Source organism: Mesorhizobium sp. M0140, assembly GCF_040322475.1.
Classification (GTDB): domain Bacteria; phylum Pseudomonadota; class Alphaproteobacteria; order Rhizobiales; family Rhizobiaceae; genus Mesorhizobium.
On the sequence record NZ_JAMYTM010000034.1, the window covers coordinates 38,016 to 62,566 of the forward strand.

General features: G+C 62.2%; 22 protein-coding genes. 7 read left to right on the plus strand and 15 right to left on the minus strand.

The window, feature by feature from the left end:
• Window positions 1–41: 41 nt before the first annotated feature.
• From NKJ37_RS26530 to NKJ37_RS26545, 4 genes are all read right to left on the minus strand, one after another.
• The gene (locus NKJ37_RS26530) at window positions 42–650 is read right to left on the minus strand and encodes an ABC-type transport auxiliary lipoprotein family protein (protein WP_502895168.1); all 609 of its coding nucleotides are present in this window, start codon (window positions 648–650) and stop codon (window positions 42–44) included.
• Window positions 651–729: 79 nt separating this feature from the next.
• A complete protein-coding gene (locus tag NKJ37_RS26535) occupies window positions 730–2,103 on the minus strand; it encodes an MlaD family protein (protein ID WP_352612804.1) in 1,374 nt (457 codons plus the stop codon).
• Window positions 2,104–2,117: 14 nt separating this feature from the next.
• Window positions 2,118–2,939, minus strand: coding sequence for an ABC transporter ATP-binding protein (locus NKJ37_RS26540; protein WP_128303560.1), 822 nt, complete (start codon window positions 2,937–2,939; stop codon window positions 2,118–2,120).
• A gap of 1 nt (window position 2,940) precedes the next feature.
• Window positions 2,941–4,128 carry an MlaE family ABC transporter permease gene (locus NKJ37_RS26545; RefSeq protein ID WP_023810578.1) on the minus strand — a complete coding sequence of 396 codons (1,188 nt, stop codon included), beginning with the start codon at window positions 4,126–4,128 and terminating at the stop codon, window positions 2,941–2,943.
• Window positions 4,129–4,204: 76 nt separating this feature from the next.
• Here NKJ37_RS26545 and dgcA point away from each other — a divergent pair, with 76 nt between their 5' ends.
• The gene (gene dgcA, locus NKJ37_RS26550; RefSeq protein WP_023810577.1) at window positions 4,205–5,188 is read left to right on the plus strand and encodes an N-acetyl-D-Glu racemase DgcA; all 984 of its coding nucleotides are present in this window, start codon (window positions 4,205–4,207) and stop codon (window positions 5,186–5,188) included.
• Here dgcA and NKJ37_RS26555 read toward each other — a convergent pair.
• Together NKJ37_RS26555 and NKJ37_RS26560 are read right to left on the minus strand one after the other, a co-directional pair.
• Entirely contained in the window at window positions 5,159–6,373 is a 1,215-nt protein-coding gene (locus NKJ37_RS26555; RefSeq protein ID WP_128303559.1) for an MFS transporter, read from the minus strand. The two genes, dgcA and NKJ37_RS26555, sit on opposite strands and share 30 nt — an antisense overlap.
• Window positions 6,374–6,497: 124 nt before the next feature.
• On the minus strand, window positions 6,498–7,313 hold the full coding sequence (locus NKJ37_RS26560) for a UDP-2,3-diacylglucosamine diphosphatase (RefSeq protein WP_023810575.1): 816 nt from the start codon (window positions 7,311–7,313) through the stop codon (window positions 6,498–6,500).
• Window positions 7,314–7,431: 118 nt separating this feature from the next.
• Here NKJ37_RS26560 and NKJ37_RS26565 point away from each other — a divergent pair, with 118 nt between their 5' ends.
• From NKJ37_RS26565 to NKJ37_RS26575, 3 genes are all read left to right on the plus strand, one after another.
• The gene (locus NKJ37_RS26565) at window positions 7,432–8,211 is read left to right on the plus strand and encodes an SDR family oxidoreductase (RefSeq protein WP_023810574.1); all 780 of its coding nucleotides are present in this window, start codon (window positions 7,432–7,434) and stop codon (window positions 8,209–8,211) included.
• Between the two features lie 177 nt (window positions 8,212–8,388).
• The gene (locus NKJ37_RS26570) at window positions 8,389–10,713 is read left to right on the plus strand and encodes an NADP-dependent malic enzyme (protein WP_352775663.1); all 2,325 of its coding nucleotides are present in this window, start codon (window positions 8,389–8,391) and stop codon (window positions 10,711–10,713) included.
• A gap of 90 nt (window positions 10,714–10,803) precedes the next feature.
• Window positions 10,804–12,012, plus strand: coding sequence for a DUF2865 domain-containing protein (locus tag NKJ37_RS26575; protein WP_352775665.1), 1,209 nt, complete (start codon window positions 10,804–10,806; stop codon window positions 12,010–12,012).
• Here NKJ37_RS26575 and gltX read toward each other — a convergent pair.
• From gltX to NKJ37_RS26605, 6 genes are all read right to left on the minus strand, one after another.
• Entirely contained in the window at window positions 11,930–13,303 is a 1,374-nt protein-coding gene (gene gltX / locus NKJ37_RS26580; protein ID WP_352775667.1) for a glutamate--tRNA ligase, read from the minus strand. The two genes, NKJ37_RS26575 and gltX, sit on opposite strands and share 83 nt — an antisense overlap.
• A gap of 331 nt (window positions 13,304–13,634) precedes the next feature.
• Window positions 13,635–14,840, minus strand: coding sequence for a hypothetical protein (locus NKJ37_RS26585; RefSeq protein WP_352612799.1), 1,206 nt, complete (start codon window positions 14,838–14,840; stop codon window positions 13,635–13,637).
• Between the two features lie 226 nt (window positions 14,841–15,066).
• Window positions 15,067–16,872 carry an ABC transporter ATP-binding protein gene (locus NKJ37_RS26590; RefSeq protein ID WP_352612798.1) on the minus strand — a complete coding sequence of 602 codons (1,806 nt, stop codon included), beginning with the start codon at window positions 16,870–16,872 and terminating at the stop codon, window positions 15,067–15,069.
• Window positions 16,873–17,252: 380 nt separating this feature from the next.
• Window positions 17,253–17,663, minus strand: a complete 411-nt coding sequence (locus tag NKJ37_RS26595; RefSeq protein WP_352612797.1) for a GNAT family N-acetyltransferase — start codon at window positions 17,661–17,663, stop codon at window positions 17,253–17,255.
• Between the two features lie 37 nt (window positions 17,664–17,700).
• Window positions 17,701–19,377, minus strand: coding sequence for an NAD+ synthase (locus tag NKJ37_RS26600; protein ID WP_023810566.1), 1,677 nt, complete (start codon window positions 19,375–19,377; stop codon window positions 17,701–17,703).
• Window positions 19,378–19,506: 129 nt separating this feature from the next.
• Window positions 19,507–20,223 (minus strand): DNA-3-methyladenine glycosylase I, encoded by a 717-nt coding sequence (locus tag NKJ37_RS26605; protein WP_023810565.1) that lies wholly within the window; start codon window positions 20,221–20,223, stop codon window positions 19,507–19,509.
• Between the two features lie 92 nt (window positions 20,224–20,315).
• On the opposite strand from NKJ37_RS26605, the gene NKJ37_RS26610 reads away from it, so the two are divergent.
• Together NKJ37_RS26610 and NKJ37_RS26615 are read left to right on the plus strand one after the other, a co-directional pair.
• Window positions 20,316–20,879: a DUF1003 domain-containing protein gene (locus NKJ37_RS26610; protein ID WP_023810564.1), complete on the plus strand. Its 564-nt coding sequence runs from the start codon at window positions 20,316–20,318 to the stop codon at window positions 20,877–20,879.
• Complete coding sequence (locus tag NKJ37_RS26615) at window positions 20,876–21,463, plus strand: DedA family protein (protein ID WP_352552967.1); 588 nt, start codon at window positions 20,876–20,878, stop codon at window positions 21,461–21,463. The genes NKJ37_RS26610 and NKJ37_RS26615 overlap by 4 nt, the downstream gene beginning before the upstream one ends.
• A 3-nt stretch (window positions 21,464–21,466) precedes the next feature.
• Here the strand turns inward: NKJ37_RS26615 and NKJ37_RS26620 are convergent, their stop codons facing one another.
• The 3 genes from NKJ37_RS26620 to NKJ37_RS26630 form a co-directional block, all read right to left on the minus strand.
• A complete protein-coding gene (locus NKJ37_RS26620; protein ID WP_352552965.1) occupies window positions 21,467–22,054 on the minus strand; it encodes a hemerythrin domain-containing protein in 588 nt (195 codons plus the stop codon).
• 40 nt (window positions 22,055–22,094) lie between these two features.
• Window positions 22,095–22,454, minus strand: coding sequence for a diacylglycerol kinase (locus NKJ37_RS26625; RefSeq protein WP_352775670.1), 360 nt, complete (start codon window positions 22,452–22,454; stop codon window positions 22,095–22,097).
• An 81-nt stretch (window positions 22,455–22,535) separates the two neighbouring features.
• Window positions 22,536–22,952 (minus strand): GFA family protein, encoded by a 417-nt coding sequence (locus tag NKJ37_RS26630; protein ID WP_023810559.1) that lies wholly within the window; start codon window positions 22,950–22,952, stop codon window positions 22,536–22,538.
• A 408-nt stretch (window positions 22,953–23,360) separates the two neighbouring features.
• Here NKJ37_RS26630 and NKJ37_RS26635 point away from each other — a divergent pair, with 408 nt between their 5' ends.
• Window positions 23,361–24,434, plus strand: a complete 1,074-nt coding sequence (locus NKJ37_RS26635) for a diguanylate cyclase (protein WP_352775673.1) — start codon at window positions 23,361–23,363, stop codon at window positions 24,432–24,434.
• Window positions 24,435–24,551 lie beyond the last annotated feature (117 nt).

Sequence of the window (24,551 nt, forward strand, 5' to 3'; positions counted from 1 at the left end):
CTGGGGGGATGAAGCTTTGTGGGATTCCGGCGCCCCCGCGCTCAGATCACCGAATCCGTCCAGCTCACGATCTGCCCGGCGGCGTCGCCGAACGCCTTGTCGAGCGCGCTGACATAGGCAGGATTGCCGCTGCCCGAGACGGGTGCGGCTGCGGTGAAGCTCTTGGAGGCACGGACCTCGCCGTTGCGATCGTTCAGGATGCGCACGAACAGGTCGACCTCGGCATGCTCGCCGCCTTCGACGCGCACCTCGAAGGACCGGATTTCGACGATCACCTGATAGTCGATCGCCAGGCCCTCGCCCGGCTTGCCGACGCCGGCAAAGCTGCCCGAGCGCTGGAACGTCTCGGCCAGCCGCGCCTGCACGATCAGCGGCAGCCGGTCGGCCCATTGCGCGCCCTTGAGATACTGGATCGAGCGATCCGACGGCTTGATGACGATGTTCTGGCTGTCCAGCGCCTTGAGCGCCGACGGCTGCGCGATCAGGATCTGCCGGCGGCTGTGGCCATGCGCGTCGACCGAAGGCGCCGACAACTCGAACGTATCGAGCGGCGCGGGCTTGCCGCCCAACGCCGCGCAGCCGGCCAACGTCAAGGCAAGCAGTGCCGCAGCCGAAGTCAACCCGCCCGTTTTCACCCACACAGACTTCACGCGCGATCCCCGTTGTCCCCGGATCGTAAGATCGACCCGCTTTCGCGGCTCATGTTTCTGGGGCGCGCCGTCGCCGAAGTCAACGCCGCGCCCTGCCATCGAATTGCCGAACCTCGCCGTCGCCACCCGAAAGGATGCGCTGCGGATTGCGGCTGAGATCGGTCACCGCCTCTTCGATGCGGCTGATCGAACGGCGGCTGTCCTGCACCAAAGCCTCGACATTCGAAAGCCCCTGTCCCGAGAAGCGCGCCAGATTGTCGGTGATGACGCCAAGGCGGGCATTCAGCGTGTCGGCAACCTGCTTGAACGACTTCAGCGTCGCCCTGGCATCCGCCATCACGCCGTCGGCCTGGCCCGACCCGAGCAAGGTATCGACCTTGGCAAGAATGCCATCGACGCGCACCGAGGCATCGTTGAGCCGTTGCGCGAGCTGCTTTGCATCCTTGATCGTCTGGTCGATGTCGTCGGCCCGGTTGGCGAACTTGTGGGTAACCTCAGCGATGTCGGCGGCGGCCTTGTCGGCGCTCTCGCTGGCCTTTTGGATGTTGGCGAGCGCCGAGCGCACTTGTGCGGGATCGATACCGTCGAGCACGTTGTCGACCTTGGCCAGCGTGCCTTGCGTCCGTTTGGTAAAATCGTTGACCGACCCCAGGGCCGTATCGACGTTCTTGATCACGCCGTCGAGCTGTTTCGACGTCTCCTTGAGGTTACCGGTTACCGCGTCGACATTGGCGACGATGCTCTTGATCTTGTCCTTGTCGACGGCGTTGAGAAGGCCTTCGGCTGCTTTCAGCGTGCCGTCGAGTTTGCCGGAAACGCCTTTCAGCTCATCCGCCAGCGTGCTGGCGGCGGACAGGAACTTGTCGATGCCGTCCGAATTCTTGGCCAGCGCATCGGAGAAGGTCTGGACATTCTGGACGGTCTGCGTCAGCGGCCCGCGAACGTCCCTGGTGAAGCCTTCGAGCTCGGTCAGCACCTTGTCGGCGCGGGTGAAGATATTCTGCGCCGTCTGCAAGAGGTTGGTCACCGCCGACGGGTTGGCGACGATCTCGGCGACCTTGCCTTCCTTTTCCGCCTGGTCGAGGAGTTTCACTTCCTTGGGGTCGGCGCCCTTGAGCTCGATGTTGGCCTGCCCGGTCAGGCCGGCAAGCCCGATATCGGCTTGCGTCGATTTGGTGATCGGCGTCATGCGGTCGATCTCGGTATCGGCGATGGCAACCGTCGGATTGTCGACGTCGATATAGACGCGCTTGACGTCGCCGACCTTGACCCCGTTGAACAGCACGAAACTGCCGCGGCCAAGCCCGGACGCAGAGCCCGGAATGCGCACGCGCAGCAACGTCGTCTCGCCCTTGTCGCCGATGGCCGCCGTCCAGTAGACGAAGGCAAACGCCGCCAGGATCGCGGCCAGCGTGAAGATGCCGACAATGACGTAGTTGGCTCTGGTTTCCATTGTCCCACTTATGGCTATGCGCGCGCCGCAAGATCAAGTTGCCGGGCGCGTTTTCCGCGGAAATAGGACTTTACCCACGGTTCCTCGCTCTTCAGCATGTCGCCGATGGTGCCTTCGACCAGCACTTTTTTCTTGCCGAGCACGGCCACCCGGTCGCAAGCGGTGAACAGCGTGTCGAGATCGTGCGTCACCATGTAGACGGTCAGATCCATCGTATCGCGCAGCTTGACCACCAGCTCGTCGAACTCCGCCGCGCTGATCGGATCGAGGCCCGATGTCGGCTCGTCGAGGAAGACGATGTCGGGATCGAGCGCGAGCGCCCGGGCCAGCGCGGCGCGCTTGATCATGCCGCCGGACAGTTCGGACGGGAATTTCTGCGCTGCATCGGGCGGCAGCCCGACCAGCTCGATCTTGAGCATCGCCAGTTCGTCCATCAGCTTTCGCGGCAGGTCGAGATATTCGCGCATCGGCACCTGGACGTTTTCCAGCACTGTCAGCGCCGAGAACAGCGCGCCGTGCTGGAACAGCACGCCAAGCCGCATGTCGATGCGCAGACGCTCCGCATCATCAGCTTTCTCGATATCGACGCCGAACAGCTTGATCGTACCCGACTGCTTGCGCGTCAGGCCGAGAATGGTGCGCAGCAGAACGGATTTACCAGCACCCGAGGCGCCGACAAATCCAAGGATTTCGCCGCGCCTTATGTCGAGCGACAGTCTGTCGAGGATAAGCTTGTCGGCGAAGGACACGCTGATGTCATGCGCGGATAGCACGATGTCGCCCTCACCCGCGTCCTCAGCCAATGCGCCTGCCCTTTTCCTGTTTCGCAGCTTCATCTCAGAACTCGATCGCTGCGTAGAACATGGCGAAAAGTCCGTCGAGGATGATGACGACGAAGATCGACTTCACAACCGAAGCGGTAACATGCTGGCCGAGCGATTCGGCGCTGCCGCCGACCTTCATGCCTTCGACCGAGGCAATCGTGCCGATGATCATGGCCATGAACGGCGCCTTGATCAGGCCGGCAAAGATGGTGCTGAGATCGATGGCGACGCGCAGCCGGTCGATGAAGGCGGCGGGCGGGATGTCGGAATAGAGCCAGGCAGCCAGTATGCCGCCGCCGAGTGCGGCGAAATTGGCGATGATGGTCAGGCACGGCAAGGCGATGACCAGCGCCACGAGCCGCGGAAAGACCAGGACGCCGATCGGGTTGAGCCCGATGACCTTCAGCGCGTCGACCTCCTCGCGCATCTTCATCGAGCCGATCTCGGCGGTGATCGCACTGCCGGAGCGGCCGGCGATCATGATCGCCGTCATCAGCACGCCAAGCTCGCGCAGGATCAGCACGCCGACCAGATCGACGACGAAGATATCGGCGCCGAAATAGCTGAGCTGATAGGCGCCTTGCTGGGCAACGATGGCGCCGACGATCGCCGACATCAGCACCACCACCGGAATGGCGCCGACGCCCATGCGGTCGATCTGGTTGAAAATCGCCGCCGGGTTGACGGCATGGCCACGGCCGAGCTTCATCTGCGCGCCACGGATGGTGGCGCCGAGGATGTTCATCGAGGCGAGAAAATCGTCGCGCATCTCGTAGACCCGGCGGCCAACCGCCTCCAGCGCGCGAATGACGATGTTGGGCGGTCGCGCCGGGCCGGATTCGGGTTCGCGCCGCACGGCCTCGCCGACAGCTTCGAGCAGGATCGAAGCGATCTCGCTCTGGCCTTGCATCTGGATCTCGACGCCCTTCTTCTCGAAGGCGCTGACCAGCCGGTCGATCAGCCAGGCGCCGGCGGTGTCCATCTTCTCGATCTTGGAAACATCGAGCGCCAAGGTTTTGAAGCCGCTTCGCTTTTCGATCTTGCGCATGTCGGCGTCGATGAGCGCGACGGTCCTTGTGGTCCAGATTCCGGAGAAAGCGCAGCCAAGAACGCCATCCTCCTCGCCGATCGCCACGCGCGGTTCGTGGTCAGCCTCCCCTGCGGTCGTGCCGCTTGCGTCGCGCTTGCCGATGGTCAACATGGCGTCCTGTTTAGCCTGACGGGTCTGACCTGTCGATTTGCCGACAACGGTTGTCGCATAGCAGGAGCAGAAAAATATGGCGCGTGTCATTTCGGTCGAGGCCGAGCGTTTTCCCATCGCCGGAACCTTCACCATTTCGCGCGGTTCCAAGACCGAAGCCGAGGTGATCTCCTGCACGATCGGCGACGGCGGCCACTTCGGCCGCGGCGAATGTGTCCCCTACAAGCGCTATGGCGAGACCATGGAGGGCGTGCGCGACGCGATCGAGGCCATGCGCGGCCGAATCGCCGCTGGCATCAGCCGGACAGCCTTGCTCGATGCTATGCCGGCCGGAGCCGCCCGCAACGCCATAGACTGCGCCCTGTGGGATCTGGAGGCAAAGCTCAGCGGAACCTCGGTAGCAGTCGCGATAGGTGCTCTTCCCTTGCAGGCGCTCGAAACCGCCTACACGCTGTCGCTGGGCGAGCCGGAGGCGATGGCGGCGCAGGCCCGCGCCAATGCCGCGCGGCCGCTGCTCAAGGTCAAGATCGGTGGCGACAACGACATTGCCCGCATCCGCGCGGTCAGGCAGGCAGCGCCAGACAGCCGCATCATCCTCGACGCCAATGAGGGCTGGAGCGACGACAACATCGTTGCGAACCTCGCCTTTGCCGCCGAACAAGGCATCGCGCTGATCGAACAGCCGCTGCCGGCCGGTCGTGACGAGATCCTGCGCCATATCGCCCATCCCGTGCCGATCTGCGCCGATGAAAGCGTGCATGAGGCTGAGAATCTCGAAGCGCTTGTCGGTCTCTACGATGCCGTCAACATCAAGCTCGACAAGTCGGGAGGCCTGACTGCGGCACTGGTGCTGCGCGATCGCGCCCGCGAACTCGGTTTCGGCGTGATGGTCGGCTGCATGGTCGGCACGTCACTGGCGATGGCGCCAGCGGTGCTGCTTGCCCAGCATGCCGATTTCGTCGACCTCGACGGTCCGCTGCTGCTTGCCCGCGACCGGGTACCGGGCCTTATCTACCAGGGATCGCTGGTGTCACCGCCCGATGTGGCGCTGTGGGGCTGAGCGCGCAGCAAGCCCGATGAGCACCAGCCCGATCAAGGCGATCGGGATCATGGCAAAGAAGCCGTCCACGCCGAGACGGTCGTAGAGCGGGCCGGACGCCAGCGTCACCACCGCCATGAAGAAGCCGTTGGAGAAATAGGCAATGCCTTGCGCGGCACCTGTCCGCTCCTCGGAGACGGTTTCGCCGATCATCTTCTGCAGGCCGATCAGCCCAAGCGCCACCGAGACCGAGTGCAGCGACTGGACACCGAAGAAACCGGGAATGCCGAGGCCGAGCGGCCAGACCAGCGGAAAGGCGATCCAGCGCACGATGGAGCCGATACCCGCCATCACCATGATCGACACGACGGAGAACCGGTCAAAAAAGCGGGTGAACATCATGAACATGCAGACTTCCGACACCACACCCCAAGCCCATAAGAGACCGACAACCGAATCACTGATGCCGATCGATTTCCAATAGATGGAGACGAAACCGTAGAGGAATGCGTGGCTGGCGGTGATGACGCCGACGCCGACGGAAAAATACAGGAAATACGGGTTGAGAAGCTTCGGCGCCGAATGCTGGATGTCGGCGGCCGACAGCGGTGAGGCGCGCCGCGGACGGCCTAGACGCGGCGCCAGCAGGCCGGCGGCAAGGGCCGCGGCAAACGCCGCCAGAATGACAACCGGAACGGCCTGCGAGCCGGTTGCCGACAGAATGAAGCCGCCGGCGACATTGGCGCATAGATAGGAGATCGAGCCCCATTTGCGCATGCTTGTGTAGTTCGAACCGAAGCGGCGGACACCCGAAAGCGCCAGCGAATCGGCGATCGGCGAATGCGGCGTCCAGACAATGGTCAGCGCCAATGAGACCGCCAGCACCATCGCATAGGTCGGCGGCAGGAAATAACCTGCCGACAAGAGCAGTGATGCAGCCATCAGCGCGACATAGACATCGGCGCGGTCCCTGGCACGGTCGGCCAGCGCGGTCAGTAACGGCGTCGTCACCACGCGCAGGAACATCGGCGCCGCCAGAATGACGGCGATCTGCTCGGCGTGAAAACCCTTGGCCTGCAGCCACAGTGGAAAATAAGGCAAATGCGTTCCGAGCGGCACGTACAGCGTCGCGAAGATCAGGCTCATGCGCAGTTCGAAATGGCGCGGCTTGACGAGTTGTTCGGGCGAGAGCTGCGGCAGGGCCATGAATCGATCCAATCGCGCTGTATTCGACCGGACGGCAACGCGTGTCGATCCCTTAACACGGACGAAAACCGGGCGAAACCGTTTGGACTAATTGATTGATTCCGAAGCCCGAAAAGACTTCGGACTATGCCGCCTGCCCTACCCGATCTTCGATGAGCAACGGGATAAAGGGCTCGTCCGGCGCTTCGGGCAGCACCTGCGCCCAGGTCAGGATTTCCATGCGGCCGTCAAAATGCTCGACCACGGCCGTACAACTTTCCACCCAGTCGCCGGTGTTGATGTACTGGACATCGCCAAAATTCTCGATGACGGCATGATGGATGTGGCCGCAGATGACGCCGTCGACATGCGAGCGGCGCGCCTCGTCCGCAAGCATGGTCTGGAACGAGCCGATGAAGTTCACCGCCTTCTTGACGTTGTGCTTGGCCCAGGACGAAAACGACCAATACGGCAGGCCGAGCAGTTGCCGCAGCCGCGTCACCACGCGATTGACCAGCATGGCCGCGTCATAGGCATGGTCGCCGAGATAGGCGAGCCAGCGCGCATTGTGGACGACGGTGTCGAACTGGTCGCCATGGATGACGAGCAGGCGCTTGCCGTCGGCGGTCTCGTGGATGGCGCTGTCGGCGACGACGATGCCGCCGAAATGCACGCCCTGGAACTGGCGGGCGAACTCGTCATGGTTGCCGGCGATGTAGGTGATGTTGGCGCCCTTGCGCGCCTTGCGCAGCAGTTTCTGCACGACGTCATTGTGGCTTTGCGGCCAATGCCAGCTCCGTCGCAGCCGCCAGCCGTCGACGATGTCGCCCACCAGATAGATGATATCGGCATCGTGATATCGAAGGAAATCGATCAGGAACTCGGCCTTGGCCGCCTTCGAGCCCAGATGGACGTCGGAAATGAACATGCTGCGGAAAGTGCGGGGCTCTTGGCCGGACATCGCGATTTCACCGTTGCTTTCGCGAGCCTATGCCCCGATTCATGCAACAACCGTATGACGGTTGCGATTGGTCCAGCCGAAGGACTAGCTTGCCGGCCAAATCACAGGAGAAATCGTCATGGATCTTGGTATCCGCGGAAAGAAGGCCATCGTCTGCGCTTCGAGCAAGGGACTTGGGCTCGGTTGCGCCATGGCGCTGGCCGAGGCCGGCTGCGATGTCGTGGTCAACGGGCGCAACGCCGAACTGGTGGCGAAAACCGCCGCTGAGTTGCGCGAGCGCTATGGCGTCACGGTGACGGAAGTCGTTGGCGACGTTTCGAAGCCGGAGGTGCAGAAGGCGCTGCTCGCAGCTTGCCCCGAGCCGGACATCCTCGTCAACAACAATGGCGGCCCGCCGCTTCGCGATTTCCGTACGCTTGATCGCGAAAAGATCCTCGAAGGCGTTACCCAGAACATGGTGACGCCGATCGAGCTGGTCCAGGCTGTCCTCGACGGCATGGCGGCGCGCGGCTTCGGCCGCATCGTCAACATCACCTCGCTGTCGGTCTATGTGCCCATTCCCGGCCTTGATCTCTCGTCCGGCGCGCGCGCCGGCCTGACCTCGTTTCTTGCCGGCGTGGCCAGAACGGTGATCGACCGCAACGTGACCATCAACAGTCTTTTGCCGGGCAAGCTCGACACCGACCGGCTGCGCGGCCCGCATGAAGCCGGCAGTGTCGAAAGCCCTGAGGCCGCAGCCGCGCGCAAGACCCGCATCAGCGCCGACGTTCCGGCCAAGCGGCTCGGTACGCCGGAGGAATTCGGCCAGATCTGCGCCTTCCTGTGCTCGGTCCATGCCGGCTATCTGACCGGGCAGAACATACCGGTCGATGGTGGTCTCTACGTCAGCGCATTCTGATCAACTTGTCCGTGAAACTGCAGGAATCGTCTGTCAGAAAATCAAGATAAGCATCTGATTAATTGTGGCTTTCGACGCGCCGCCGGGTAAAGCTCTCGGCGCGTCAATTAGCGTCGCGAAAAACCACGGCTGCATGCTAAAAGGGAATCTCCAGCCAGAATTCGAGGGAGCGGCCGCATGGAAGGCGAGAGCAAAAAGACGGCACGTTCGGACCTCGACGAAGCCGCCCTCTACTTCCACAAGCACCCAAGGCCGGGAAAACTCGAGATACAGGCGACCAAGCCGCTCGGCAATCAGCGCGACCTCGCGCTCGCCTATTCGCCTGGCGTCGCCGCCCCTTGCCTGGAAATCCGCGACGACCCGGCGACCGCCGCCGATTATACCGCGCGCGCCAATCTGGTCGGCGTCGTCACCAACGGATCGGCCGTTCTCGGCCTCGGCAATATCGGCCCGCTGGCCTCCAAACCGGTCATGGAAGGCAAGGCCGTCCTGTTCAAGAAGTTCGCCGGCATCGATGTCTTCGACATAGAGATCGACGCGCCCGGTATTGAGCGCATGGTCGAGACGATCTCGGCGCTGGAGCCGACCTTCGGCGGCATCAACCTCGAGGACATCAAGGCACCGGAATGCTTCGAGGTCGAGGAACAGCTGAAGGCGCGCATGAAGATACCGGTGTTTCACGACGACCAGCACGGCACCGCCATCATCGTCGCCGCCGCCGTGCTCAACGGGCTGGAATTCGCCGGAAAAACCATATCTGAAATCAAGATCGTCACCTCCGGCGCCGGGGCTGCCGCCCTTGCTTGTCTCAACCTGCTGGTCTCGCTCGGCGCCAAGGTCGAAAACATCTGGGTCACCGACCGTTTCGGCGTTGCCTACAAAGGGCGGACCGACGAGATGGACCGCTGGAAAGACCCTTATGTGAAGGACACCGAGGCGCGCACGCTGGCCGACGTCATATCGGGCGCCGATGTCTTCCTCGGCTTGTCGGCGGCAGGCGTGCTGAAGCCGGAACTGCTCCAGCACATGGCACCGAAGCCGCTGATCCTGGCGCTGGCCAACCCCAATCCGGAGATCATGCCGGAGGCGGCACGCGCCGCCCGCCCCGATGCGATGATCTGCACAGGCCGTTCCGATTTTCCCAATCAGGTCAACAACGTACTTTGTTTTCCTTACATTTTTCGCGGCGCGCTCGACTGTGGTGCCAGCGCTATCAACGAGGAGATGAAGATGGCGGCGGTCCGCGCCATCGCAGCCCTTGCCCGCGAGGAACCTTCGGACGTCGCTGCCCGCGCCTATTCCGGCGAGACGCCGATCTTCGGCCCTGAATTCCTGATTCCTTCGCCGTTCGATCCGCGCCTGATCCTGCGCATAGCGCCCGCGGTCGCCAAGGCAGCCTGCGACACCGGCGTCGCGACAAGGCCGATCACCGACTTCGCCGCCTATATCGACAAGCTGAACCGCTTCGTCTTCCGCTCCGGCCTGGTGATGAAGCCGGTGTTCTCCTCCGCCAAGGCGTCGACCGCCAAGCGCGTCATCTATGCCGACGGCGAGGATGAGCGCGTGTTGCGCGCCGCCCAGGTGGTGCTCGAAGAAGGCATCGCCGAGCCGATCCTGATCGGCCGCCCGCACGTCATCGAGGTGCGCCTGAAGCGCTACGGCTTGCGCATCAAGCCCGGTGTCGATTTCGGCCTGATCAACCCGGAAGACGATCCGCGCTATCGCCATTATGTCGACCTTTTGATCGAACTCGCCGGCCGGCGTGGCGTCACGACGGAAGCCGCGCGCACCATGGTCCGCACCGACAACACGGTGATCGCAGCACTTGCGCTGAAACGCGGCGATGCCGACGCCATGGTCTGTGGACTAGAAGGACGCTTCGAGCGGCACCTGCGCAACGTCACCTTGATCATCGGCCCCCGCGCCGGCATCAAGGACCACGACCTGTCGACGCTTTCCATGCTGATCTCGCAGCGCGGCATCATCTTCCTGACCGACACCCACGTCTCCGTCGACCCGACGGCGGAAGAAATCGCCGAAATGACCGTGCTGGCGGCGGAAGAAATCCAGCGCTTCGGCATCGAGCCTAAGGCAGCGCTCTTGTCGCATTCCGATTTCGGCTCGCGCGATTCGCCCAGTGCCCTGAAGATGCGGCAAGCAGCGGCGATCCTGGCGCGCATCGCGCCTGACCTTGAATGCGATGGCGAGATGCATGCGGACACTGCTCTGTCGGAGCACCTGCGCCAGCGCGTGTATCCCCATTCGAGGCTGAAGGGCGAAGCCAATTTGCTGGTGTTCCCCAACCTCGATTCGGCCAACATCACGCTGACGGCGCTCAGAACCATGACGGATGCGCTACACGTCGGGCCGATCCTGCTCGGCACCGACATGCCGGCGCACATATTGACGCCGTCGGTCACCTCGCGCGGCGTTGTCAACATGACGGCGCTTGCCGTGGTCGAAGCCGCCCACAAGGCACAGGCGGTCGTCAATCTGGGCTGAACACGGATTTCGCGGTAAACTGCAGTTAACCGCGAACACGGTAGCCTTGCGGGGCTAACAGTCGGGATTTGGCAGGCGGAGTTTGGGCGGATGGCAAGCGGAGGGTGGAAGCAGGCGCATGCTGCCGTGCTGCTTGGCCTCCTGTTGTCCGCAACCTGGGGGGTGGCCGAGCCACAGGCTGCTTCGCGGGTCTGCCGCCAGCTGGAAGCCGATCTAGCCGCGTCCTCGCGCGGCGGCGGTCCGGCGCTAGTCCGGAAATACGATTCCGCAATTGCCAGGCAACATGAGCAGATTTCGAAGGCTCGCAGCCAGGCGAGCCGGGCCGGGTGCGGTTTTTCGCTGTTTGGCCGCAACCTCAATCAATGCGCCGGGCTAAACGCCACGATCGACCGCATGAATGCCAATCTCGACGCCTTGCAGAACAAGCGCGAGCGGCTGGCTGGCGGCGGCTCTCGCCGCGACCGCGGACGCATCCTGGCGGCGCTTGACGCCAAGGGCTGCCGCGACGACATCGTAGCGCCTCGGCGGACGCCTTTGCAGGAAGCCAACCGCGACGGCGGCAGCGCAAACCTGTTCAATCAGCTTTTTGGCGGCAACAGCCAGCAACTCGATATGCTTGATGAGCCTAGCCCGCCCGGCGATCCAGGCGAGGAGCGCAATGTCCGCCGGGTGCTCAACCAGCCCGGCATACCCGATTTTCCGAGCGTCGGCGGTGAGTTCCACACCTCCTGTGTGCGCACCTGCGACGGCTACTTCTTCCCGATGTCGAACTCAGCCTCGGCTGGCGATTTCGAACGTGACCAGAAGAATTGCGAATCGAGCTGCCCCGGCACCGAAATGCAGGTTTTCTACTCGCGCGGCATGGGCGACGATTCGGCCTCAATGACGTCATCTGTCACCGGCCGGCCCTACAGCGAATTGCCGACCGCCTATCTCTACAAGCAGCCCGATATATCGCGGCCGCCGGCTTGCGGCTGCAACGCCGCCGCGCAGGGTTTTCAGATCATCGCCGGCAATCCGCCGAATCCGGAACAGTTGCAACCCGAGACGGACTCCGCACCGTTCATTCCGGTGCCGATCTCCAAACCGGATCCAGGTGCCGATCCCGAAACGCTGGCCAATCAGGAAGGCGGGCTCGACCGCGAGACGATCAAGCGGGTTTCCGCCAAGCCGGTGACGTCGCCGATATCAGCCTTGCCGCCGGAACAGCGGAAGGTCAGGGTCGTCGGGCCAACGTTCCTTCCCGACCCATCAGCGGCAATAGATCTGCAAGCTCCGGCCCCGAAGGCAGTCCGGTAAGGGCTGTTCTGAGCGGCATGAACAACGCCTTGCCCTTGCGGCCGGTCGCTTCCCTGATGTTGCCCGTCCAGTCCTTCCAGATCGTCGCGGTCCAAGGTTCCTCCGGCAGCAGATCGAAGGCCTGTCGAAGGAAATCGCGGTCGTCATCGGAAAATTCCGGCTTCTCCTGCGGTCCTTCACGCAGGATACGCCACCAGTTGACCGCATCGGCCAGCCTGTCGAGATTGCCGCGCACCGCCAGCCAGAACGGTTCGGCCTGATCGCCGGAGACGCCGAGCACGATCAGACGGTCTTGTGCCTCGGCGAACGGCATGTGGTGCAGCAGCGACCGGTTGAGCACGAACAGCTCGTCCGGATCGAACTTGGCGGCGGATTTCGATGTCGCCGCCGGATCGAAGCGTTCGGCGAGTTCGCCCATCGTCGGCACCGCCGCGACATTCTCCGAAGTGCCTACCAGGACGGCCAATGATGTGACGGCCATCGGCTCGATGCCGTCCTCGCGCAGGCTCTCGATGGAGAGTGCGCCGGTGCGCTTCGACAAGCCCTCGCCCGATGCGGTGGTCAGGAGATTATGGTGGCCGAACAGTGGCGGCTCGGCAGCCAGCGCCTGGAACAGGGCGATCTGCACGCCGGTGTTGGTGACGTGGTCGTCGCCCCGGATGATATGGCTGACGCCCATCTCGATGTCGTCGACGACAGAAGGCAGCGTGTAGAGATAGGTGCCGTCCTCGCGTATCAGGACCGGATCGGAAAGCGAGGCCAGATCGACGGTTTCCTCGCCGCGCACCAGGTCGTTCCAGTGGATTTCGGTGCGTTCCGGCTGTTGTGGATCGCCTGAGAAATTGGGGAGGAGAAACCGCCAGTGCGGCTGGCGGCCATCGGCCTGGTATTCGGCGATCTGCTCGTGCGTCAGGGTCAACGCCTCGCGGCCATAGACCGGCGGCAGGCCGCGCGTGCGGCGCACCTTGCGCCTGAGATCGAGTTCCTCCGGCGTTTCATAGCAGGCATAGAGAACGCCTGCCGCCTTCAACCTCTCGACCGCGGCGTCATAGATTTCGAAGCGCCGCGACTGGTACTCGGTGGCGTCGGGAAAAATGCCCAACCAATGCAGGTCGTAGAGGATGGCGTCGGAAAACTCCTGCTTCGAGCGCGCAATGTCGGTGTCGTCGAAGCGCTGGATGAATCGGCCCTTGTTGTTCATGGCGAACAGCCAGTTGAACAGAGCCGTGCGCGCATTGCCGATGTGAATGCGGCCGGTCGGCGACGGGGCGAAACGAACGGTAACTGTCATGAACGGGGCGTACCGGATGCTTTTGTGGTTGACAAGACGCGCCCCCGCGCTGGCCGGCAGACATAGAACATGGCGGCTGGAATGAAAAGACCGGACGGTGGACGCCTCCGACGGCGCCCAGGCCGGCGGTGCCCATTTTGTGCCGGCAGCTTTTCACGATAGGAATTTTTTCTTGACTCGGTGCCCTCAGCTATGATACATATTTGGGTATGGTTCTGATTTGCGCCAGTGACCCGCCGCACAGGCGGTTTTTTCGTTTAATGCTCCGTCAGCCTACGCGCCGGCGAAGGAACCCGTTACCCGAGTTCGCAATCCTGCCGGTTGAAGGCGATCAGCGGCCGAAATCATCGGAACTGAGGCGGGTCCAGCGGTCGCCCACCAATCCACCGATAAAGATGTCGCCGGAGCGGACCGCTTCCGTGACCTCGGCGATCCGCGAGCGGACCATCGTTCCCCCGGCATAGCGGAAGAAGACATTCTTGTAGCCAAAGAGTTGAGGTATGAATCTGGTCTGCGTCTGTCCGGTGATACCCACGCAGCCCATCTCCCATGCGGCGGCGACAAGCGCATCCAGCGTCGCGCCCCAGTGCGATCCGGATGCCTGGATCTGCAACAGGTTCGCCATGTCGCCGGCTTGACCATAAAAGGCATAACAACCGAGCATTTTGCCCGTTTCGTCGTAGGTCCCACCGAAATGAAGGGGGCCGTCGGCCCGCTTCTCGGCCGCCAGCGCAAGCAGTCGTGGCAGCTCCCCATCCTTCCAACTCGGCCGAAGAGCGTAACCAGACAGGAGGGTCGGCAGCTTCTCGGCAAATTGAACGGCATCGATCGGCTCACGATGGGTGCGATGCGACGATGAATGGAGGACCGGTGGCTCGAACCTTTTCTTCGCAAGAGCATCGAATGCTCTCGCGCATGGATCGAGTACAAGGCGAGGCAGGCCAGGCCATTTACGGTGCAGTGCGGCGGCGGCCATCGCCGCCGGCCGGAAAACATATGTCCATCCCAGACAATGCACCGGAAGGAGTTGATACTTCATCGGGCGCGCGAAGGCCAAGGATGTCCGGTTGGCCGAATCGGTCAGCTGCAGATCGAATTCGCCTTGATGCAAGGCACGCAGCAATTGGGGACCGGCCGAGCCGTCATCGGTGCCGGGGTCGGCCATGAGCGGCCCGATGATCGCCGCATTCAATGCCGCTCCATTGAGCTCGTAGCGGGCTTTCAGAACGCCGAGGAACCCACCCAGACGACCGTGCCGGTTGATCTGGACAAGAGCGTTGCTTTCCCCGGAGTGGCCGACAGGGTCGAGATAAATCTCTCTCATATACGCGGCCGTCTCCGCGATCGCGCGATCGACGAGGTGACGGCGGCGCCGGCGAAACTTCGTCAGGAAGAGTGCGGCGACGCGCTCGAGATCTTCGGCGGCGAGCGGCCGAACCAAGCCATGCTGAGATTCCAGCACTGACGGCGCAGCCAACTTCTCCTCGGCATTTGCAGAAAGATGCATCGTGAAGAACGTCCGTAGGTTGCCCTCCATCGGATATATATCAACCAATGGTAGAAACAACGTATCTCGGTCGGTATGATGAACAGAGGTCTCAAGACTTACTATCCGGACAGGACTTCACAGGCAAATCAAGTCGGCCAGAATCACGGCGCTGATCGGCGGGTTGGCCGCGGCCCTGCGATCGCATGCCCTGCTCCAGTCCGCTGACCGTGCCGGACAGAGGCGGCCTCCGGCCGAAGCTGGAGGCCGCCTCAGGTCAGCTCACAAGTCCCTTGGTCAGCTCGAGCGCCTGGCGTTCGAACAGGCGACGGTAGATGCCGCCTTTCAGCCGGATCAGTTCGTCATGCGAGCCTTCCTCGACGATGTTGCCGCGATCGAAGACCAGCAGGCGGTCCAGCGCCCTCACCGTCGAAAGCCGGTGCGCGATGACCAGCGTCGTGCGGCCGACCATCAGCCGCTCCATCGCCTGCTGGATCAGCACCTCCGACTCCGAATCGAGGCTCGATGTCGCCTCGTCGAGGATCAGGATACGCGCATCGGCAAGGAAGGCGCGCGCGATCGCCACGCGCTGGCGCTCGCCGCCCGACAGTTTCACGCCGCGTTCGCCGACCAGCGTGCCATAGCCCTTCGGCAGGTTGGTGATGAAGTCATGCGCACTCGCCAGCTTCGCGGCATGCTCGATCTCCTCCTGCGTCGCACTCGGCCTGGCATAGGCGATGTTTTCGGCCAGCGACCGGTGGAACAGGATCGGCTCCTGCTGGACGATGGCGATCTGCCCGCGCAACGAGGCTTGCGCCACCTGCGAGATGTCCTGGCCGTCGACCAGGATTTCCCCCGCATTCACATCATAGAGCCGCTGGATAAGCTTGACGAAGGTCGTCTTGCCCGACCCGGAATGGCCGACCAGCCCGACGCGCTCACCCGGCGCGATGTCGACCGAAAAGTCGCGGTAAAGCGCCGATCGGTGATGGCCATAGTGAAAGGTGACGTTGTCAAAGCTGATCCGTCCTTCGGTGATCCGGATCGGCTTGGCACCGGGCCGGTCCTCGATGCCGAGCGGTTCGGACTGGAAATCGACCAGCTCTTCCATATCGTTGATGGAGCGCTGCAGATTGCGGATATGCGTGCCGATATCCCTGAGATAGCCCTGCAGCACGAAGAGCGAGGTCAGCACGAAGGCAACATCGCCGGCGCTCGCCTGCCCCCACGACCACAGCATCAGCGCCAGGCCGATCACCGCGGCGCGCATGACCAGCAGCAGCACCCCTTGCGTGGTGCCGTTGATGGTACCGCGCACCCAGGTGCGCCGTGTGCGCGCACGCCATTTGGCGACGACCTTGGCCAGTCGGCGTTCTTCGCGCTCCTCGGCGCCAAAGCCCTTGACCACGGCGTTGCAGCTGACCGCGTCGGCCAGCGAGCCGCCGAGGCGGGTATCCCAGGTGTTGGCGAGCCTTGCCGCCGGCGCGACATAGCCAAGCGACAGCAGCGCCGTCACCGTGATGAACAACACCGAACCGGCAGCAACGACCGCACCCATCAACGGCCAGAACCAGCCGAGCAGCAACGTCGAGCCGACCAGCATGACGACCGACGGCAGCAGCGCGATGAGGATGGTGTCGTTGAGCAGGTCGAGCGCCCACATGCCGCGCGTCACCTTGCGCACGGTCGAGCCGGCAAAGCTGTTGGCATGCCAGTCGGTGGAAAAGCGCTGGACGCGATGGAAAGCATCGGCGGCGATGTCGGCCATCATCTTCAACGTCAACTCGACGATCCCCATGAACGCAAGGTTGCGCAACACGACGCCGGCCAGCGCCAACGCCATCAGCATCGAGAACGCCATCAGCGCGGCATTCCAGGCAATCGCGTCGGCGCCGGCGCTGCTGGCGACGGCGTCGACCAGCCGGCCGGAGTAGAGCGGCGTCAGCACATCGGCCAGCGTCGACAGCAGGAAGCTGCCCATGATGAGCGAGAGCCGCCAGGGCTGGCGCCGCCAATGGGTGAGCGTGAAGCCAAGAACGCTGCGAAAGGCGCTCGCGCGCAAATCGATCTTAAAACGAGCCATGATGTCATTCGGGCACAAACGAGCCCGATCCCGGTAGGTCGAAAATTGAAGAAGCCGCGCAAGGGGCCAATGAGTGCCCGGAAAGCGGAGTGGCATATTTGGCGTCTCGCCCATAATCGGGCGGCGACCGGCATCGGCATAAGCCTGTGCTCGATCCGGCATCAGCACGAAGGGCAAACCTTCGCTGAGCGCCGGATGAGACCTAGGCTTCGCGGCCTCGCATTACCATGTGAAATACTGCCATTCGGACCTCCCGCAAGACAATTGCGGAGGGGTCCTTATAGAGACGCTCCGATGCATCGCCAAGACGGGCTGACGCCAAAAGCGTATCTGGTCCAACCACTGCGATTATTTTGCAACAATGGCGGGCAAGCCGCGCCTCATTCAGAAACGCGATCGAAGCGCATGTAGCGGCCATCGGTTGATGGCTTGAACCCGAGCTTTTCATACATGCCATGGGCATCGCTGGTCGACAGGCTCCAATGGAAAACGGTCCTGACCTCCGGATGGTCGATCAGGGCCTGGACGAGCCGGCTGCCTATGCCCTGCCCGCGGTTCTCCGGCCAGACGATGATATCGGCGAGATAGGCGAATACCGTGCGGTCGGTGATCGCGCGGCCGAAGCCGACTTGCTTGCCATCGACATAGGCACCGACGCACAGTGAATTGGCAAAGGCGCGGCGATGGACTTCGTCAGTGCGTCCGGCGCCCCAATAGCTTGCCATCAACAGGTCCGATGTCGCACGGAAACCGATCCGTGACATGTCGAAGCTGATTTCACAATCGGGCATGGCTGTCTCCGGCCGCACCGCCGCGCGCTTTCGGTACTTAGCTGCGATCCCTGAAACGATTGGTGATGGGATAGCGGCGGTCGCGGCCAAAATTCTTTTTGGTGATCTTCACGCCCGGCGCCGCCTGCCGTCGCTTGTATTCTGCGATGTAGAGCAGGTGCTCGATGCGCGTCGCTGTCGCCCGGTCATGGCCGCGCGCGACGATATCGTCGACACCCATCTCGTTCTCAACCAGGCATTCGAGAATATCGTCCAGCACCGGATAGGGCGGCAGCGAATCCTGGTCGGTCTGGTTCTCGCGCAATTCCGCCGATGGCGCCTTGTCGATGATGTTTTTCGGGATCACCTCGCCCGAGGGGCCAAGCGCGCCCGGCGGCACGTGGCTGTTGCGCCAGCGCGACAGCGCGTAGACCTGCATCTTGTAGAGATCCTTGATCGGATTGAAGCCGCCATTCATGTCGCCATAGAGCGTAGCGTAGCCGACCGACATCTCGCTCTTGTTGCCGGTGGTGACGACCATCGAGCCGAACTTGTTGGAGATCGCCATCAGGATGGTGCCGCGCGCGCGGCTCTGCAGATTCTCTTCGGTGATGCCTTCCTTGGTGCCTTCGAACATCTGCGTCAGCGCGTGCAGAAACCCTTCGACCGGCTCGAAGATCGGCACGATGTCGTAGCGGCAGCCGAGCGCCCGCGCGCAATCCTCGGCATCTTTCAGCGAGTCCTTCGAGGTGTAGCGGTAGGGCATCATCACCGCGCGCAGGCGTTCCTCGCCGAGCGCATCGACGGCGAGCGCCGCGCAGATCGCCGAATCGATGCCGCCGGACAGACCAAGCACCACATTCTTGAAGCCGTTCTTGTTGACGTAGTCCCGCAGGCCTAGCATGCAGGCGCGATAGTCGGCCTCCTCCCGGTCCGGAATTTTCGACATCGGCCCTTCGGAACAGACCCAGTGATCGCCCTGGCGTTTCCATGTAGTGACGTCGACCGCTTCCTCGAACTGGCTCATCTGGAAGGCAAGCGTCTTGTCGGCGCCAATGGCAAACGAGGCGCCGTCGAAGATCAGCTCGTCCTGGCCGCCAAGCTGGTTGGCATAGATCATCGGCAGCCCGCATTCGATGACCTGGCGGATGACGACCTGGTGGCGGACATCGATCTTGGCGCGGTAGTAGGGCGAGCCGTTCGGCACCAGCAGGATTTCCGCCCCGCTTTCGGCCAGCGACTCGCAGATATCGACATCGCCCCAGATGTCCTCGCAGATCGGAACTCCGATGCGCACGCCGCGGAAATTGACCGGCCCCTGGATCTCGGGTCCGGCCTGGAAGACGCGCTTCTCGTCGAACTCGCCGTAGTTAGGCAGATCGAGCTTGTAACGTTCCGCGATGATCTTGCCGCCATCGGCGAAGACGATCGAATTGTGCGTGCCGCTCTTGCGCTTCAACGGCGTGCCGATGATGACGCCGGGACCTCCATCCGCGGTGTCGGCGGCAAAATCCTGTGCCGCCTTTTCGCAGGCTTTCAAAAAGGCCGGCTTCAGCACCAGATCCTCCGGCGGATAGCCGGCGAGGAAAAGCTCGGTATAGAGCACGAGATCGGCGCCTTGACGTGCGGCATCCGCCCTCGCCTCGCGGGCCTTGGCGAGATTGCCTGATATGTCGCCGACAGTCGGATTGAGCTGGGCGACGGCGATGCGCAGGATGTCGAGCTTCTTGGTCATGCCTGCTGACTTAGCGCGGCAAAATTGCCCGGGCAATGGCGTTCGTTTGGACCAATTCGGACCGATTGACATACGTCAACCGTGTACGGACCGATCAACGTACTTCAATCGTGGCGATACGACCAGGTATCAGTCGTCGCCCATATATTCGCGCAGCGCTTGCGGCGAATGGTTCTCGCCGATCGACATCGCCAGGATGCGTGAAATATGCCGGCGCGGCAGATGCGTCTCCGCTGCCCATTGGTTGATTTGCCTCTGGATCTTGTCCAGGTCCTTCTTCGAAGTCGGGCTTTCGGCGATGTCTAGGCCGGCGTCGCGCAACGCCGCGGCCATATCGCCCGAGATGACGAACGCATCCCAACCCAGCCAGCGCAGGAAATACTGGCCCGTATTGCCGCCCAGCCGGCTGCCATGCTTGCCGAGCCAGGCCATCAGCCCGACCTGGTCGTCAGCCGGCCAGTTGGCGAGGAATTGGCCGAAACCGCCATATTCCTTCGACACGCGCTCGACGAAGGCAGCGTTGTCGCGCACGGATCTGATCTTCTGCGGGTTGCGCACGATGCGCTGGTCCGCCGTCAGATCGTGCCAGAAATCATCGGGCTGGAACAACAGCCGCTTCGGCTCGAAGCGCAGAAACGCCTCCTCGAAGCCCGGCCATTTCTGCTCGATGACGCGCCAGACGAAACCAGCGGCGAAGACGCGTTCGGCCATAACAGAGAGAATGCGGTCATCGGCGATGTCAGCCACGGCGGCATTGTCAGGCGCCGGACCCAGCAGCGACGTAAGTTCCTCTTCGCCGCCCTTGCGTTTTGCGGCGCGTGCGCGAATTTTCTTGAAATCGGCCATTGGTCCCTCGGCAACTGGAATCAATCTAACACTTCCCGTGAGAGCCGGCAGCCTCTACCTCTTACGGCAAGCCAAAGACCCTGGAGATGGCCATGAACAAGACGATCGACGACCTGGCGAACCGCTGGCTCAAGCGGCGGCCGGACGGCCTCAGCCAGCTCGAAAGCCGGGTGCTGCAATCGACGCTCGAACGGACCACCATCTCGCGCGACACCAACAAGGCCGTCGCCTTCCACCAGACCTTCGGCGACCGGCTCGCCGACACGATCGCCCGCATCGGTGGGTCATGGTCCTTCATCCTGACCTTCATCGCCTTTCTGATCCTGTGGACATCAGGCAATGTCTGGCTGCTGTCGCGTGACGCCTTCGATCCCTACCCGTTCATCTTCCTCAATCTCGTTCTGTCGATGGTCGCCGCCTTGCAGGCGCCGGTGATCATGATGGCGCAGAACCGCCAGACCGAACGCGACCGCATCGACGCCGCCCACGATTACGAGGTCAACCTGAAAGCCGAGATCGAGATCATGGCGCTGCATGAAAAGCTGGATGAACTGCGCCACGGCCAGATTCTCGGTATGCGCGACGAGATCGTGCAGCTGACCGAAATGGTCAAGCGGATCGACGAAAGGCTGTCTTCGCAGCAGTCGGCTTCATGACCGACGCAATCCATCATTTCATCGAACAATACGGGCTGCTCGCGGTCTTTATCGGTTGCGTCGCGGAGGGCGAAAGTGCCGCCATCCTTGGCGGCTTCTTCGCCCACCAGCAGGTCTTCGTCCTGTGGCACGCGGTTCTTGCGGCCGCGCTCGGCGCCTTCGTCGGCGATACTTTCTTCTTCATCCTCGGACGAAGCTTCGCCGACCATCCCTATGTCGTCAGATTGCGCAAACGGCCCGGCTTCCGCCGCGCCTTTCGGCTGCTCAACACCCATCCCGACATTTTCGTGCTGTCCAACCGCTATATCTACGGCATGCGCCTCGTCGGCGGCATTGCAGCCGGGCTTTCCAACATTGCCGCGCCGCGCTTCGTCATCCTCAACGCGCTTTCATCGGCGGTCTGGGCGGTACTGTTCGGCACGATCGGTTATGTCTTTGGACTGGGAGCCGAGCACGTCATCGGCCAGGCGTTGATGCATCACGAACGGTTGCTGATCGGGCTTGGCATCGGCCTGACCGTGGCCGTTCTGGCATGGCTCGTCGCCCGTCACATCGCCAGGAAGGAACGCGCCAGGGAGGACTGATCGTCAATCCACGCCGAGCGCCTGATCCCCCCGATCGAGGATCAGCGGGATGATCAGGTCTTCCTCGTCGGCAAGATGCCTTGTCAGCATGGCGATCAGCCGGCTGTTTTCGTCGGCATAGGCGTCGGCGGCAAAGCGCTGTCTGTCTTCGTTTTCCTGAAGCGTCTTGATGAACGCATTGGCCGCCTCGGCATTGCGCTCCAGCCCTTCATGAATGGTGTGATGGTCGGCATCGAGAATCTCGAAGCCGCGCTTCAAACGGGGCTCGGCCTTGGCGAAGACCGGAAAATATTGATAATCCTCGACATTGTGGTGACCGTCGAGATGCCCAAGAAAATGATCGAGGCGCGGCGCGAACCAGCGCGCGAAATCAGGCGCCGTCAGCCGTCCCTCACGGTAGTCTCCAATACCGTTGGCCAGCATGCCGCCAAGTTCGCGGAACATGTCGTGCCGCTGCAGCCACATATTGGCGATGCCATGGATGTTGGCATGGTCCTGCCAGTTTTCACGCGGGTATTTTTCGACGAGCCAGCGCAGATCGTCTGGCAGGCCAGCACGCTCAAGAAGCAGAAAGCTCGTGGCTTCGGACATGACAGTCTCCTTTGGTGACTGGCATGTAGGCATCGAAAGGCTAGATCGGTAGTCCCGTCATCCGCTCGATAATGGCGATACCCCAGACGCCGGCGACGATGAGCACCGAAATCAGCACCGCCAGCGAACCGCAATCCTTGGCCAACTGGATATCGACATTGAACTCGCGGCTGAAAGCGTCGCATGCCGCCTCGATGCCGGTGTTCAGCACTTCGACCATGATCAAGAGCAGCACGGCGCCGATCAGCAAAGCATAACCGCGCCACGAGATCGAAACGAACCAGCCGAGCGGCAAGGCAAGCGCCAGCAGCATCAGCTCCTGCTGGAAAGCCTTCTCGCTGGTGGCCAGCTTGCGAAACGCCCGCACCGAATTGAAATAAGCATCGATCAGCCGCTGCATGCCAAACCCCTTTGCGAATCACCGGCACGGGATAATGCAATGGCTGGCCAGATCAATGGAATAAGGTGACTTGTCCAAGATTCATTCAGCAACCGGTATGGACGGTGTCGACTTTTCAAACTGCGGCAGCCCGTCGTCGATCGAATAGTAGTCACCCTTGTCACCGACGAAGATATGGCATTCCCCCTCAAGACCTGTCGGCTTGTCGAACGATCCCGCCATGACTGAAACGTAGTCCTGGTCTCGCGGCTTCCAGAACAGCACCGATCCGCATGCCTTGCAGAACCCACGCCTGGCGAAGGTAGAGGCTTCGTACCAGGTGATACTTTCCGTGCCCTCGATCACAATGTCGGCGTTGGCAACATTGGTCGCGGCATAGAAATGTCCGCTCTGCTTGCGGCATTGCGAGCAATGACAATAGACGACGCCACGCAGCGCTCCGTGCGTTTTGAAGCGAACCGCTCCGCACAGACACGATCCCGTGTGATTGTCGCTCATTTCGACCTCCTCGAGGAAAACTCTGCCTCAGCATCGTCGTCAGGATTCCAGCTTTGCGACGACCACACGCAAGCAAATGCGACATGTACTGGCGTGGTGAACCCGAAATTCGGTTTCATTTTCAAGAGCGCGATGCGCGAATTTCGGATTCAAAGCCACCAAACTGGCGTCGTTTTCGATTATTGGGTGCGCAAATTTAAGCTTTTACAGCCGCAGGTAGAGAAAAACTGTGGAATCTCGGCAAATTAAGGAAACTTTAGCGCTGGCGCATTTATGGTCATGGCAAGCGAAGGTCGTGGGTGGGGACGCATCCCTTTGCAAGTTGTTCTGGAGTCGGTCGCATTCCCCAGGTCGGCGACAAAGGGAACCCGCGAATTCTACAGCGGAATCCGAGGGGAAGAATCAAAAATGCAGCCGGCAGCTCTTCCGACCGAACGAAGCACCGACATCGCGGCCAGTGTCGTTGCCACAATGCGCCAGCTGGGCGTGCTCAGCCTGCCGCGCAACTACGAGATTTTCTACGAGGCGCTGAGCGGCACCAATCGCGAACTCAGCCTCGCCGTCGTTTCGCTGAGCAGCCGGCCGACACAAGATGAACTGGACCAGATCGGGCGCACTTTCTTTGCCCACAACCATGGTCCGGGCATCGTCGAGCATGCCAGAGACGTCATCGCCAGGGAGCTCGAGGAGGTTGCTTCGTTGCTGCGGAGCGAGCGCAGCCACATCGAGAAATACGGCAGGATCCTCGATGAGACATCGAGCGGCCTCAGCGGCCGCAGCCTTCTCTCTCAGGATCTCCTGCAGAAGATCGCCAACGCCATGGCGGTTGCCACCAATTCGACGATCGATCACGGCCGGCAGGTGGCCTCGACGCTCAGCGACAAGACGGCCGAACTCGAGAGCGTCAAGTCGAAGCTTGAGGAGTATAAGCGGCTGGCCGACACCGATCCGTTGACCCATATCTGGAATCGGCGCGCCTTCGACAAGGAGATCACCAGGATCTACAACAGCAACAGGGGTATCCTGTTCAACGCCCTGGTTCTTGTCGACATCGACCGCTTCAAGGATATCAACGACCGCTATGGCCACCCGGTCGGCGACAAGATCATCCAGAGCATCGCCGATATTTTCCAGACCAGCATTCGCGGCGACATGTTCGTCGCCCGCACCGGCGGCGAGGAGTTCGCGCTGATCATCGAGGGCGCCAGCGAGAACGCCACCTATGACGTCGCGGAGCGTATTCGTGCCCTGATCGCGCAGACGCCGTTCACCAGCAGCCAGACCGGTACGAATTACGGCACCGTTACCGTCTCGATGGGTATCTGCATGGCGTCCGAAGCCGAAGGACCCGAAGATCTCTACACCAAGGCCGACCGGGCGCTCTATCGCTCGAAGGTCAGCGGCCGCAACCGCGTCACCAGGCACTCGACGATGGCAGGCCCCCGGGCCGGCAAGAGCTGGCTGCTCTACAAGAAGGACTGACAGTCCCTGCCCGCTGGTGCCGGGAACACTGGACTAGAGCGTTTCATATTTTGACGGAAGCGTAGCCTGCGTTTTCGAAGTAGTTCTTGCATTCGGCTGCCTCGATGGTTTCGACGA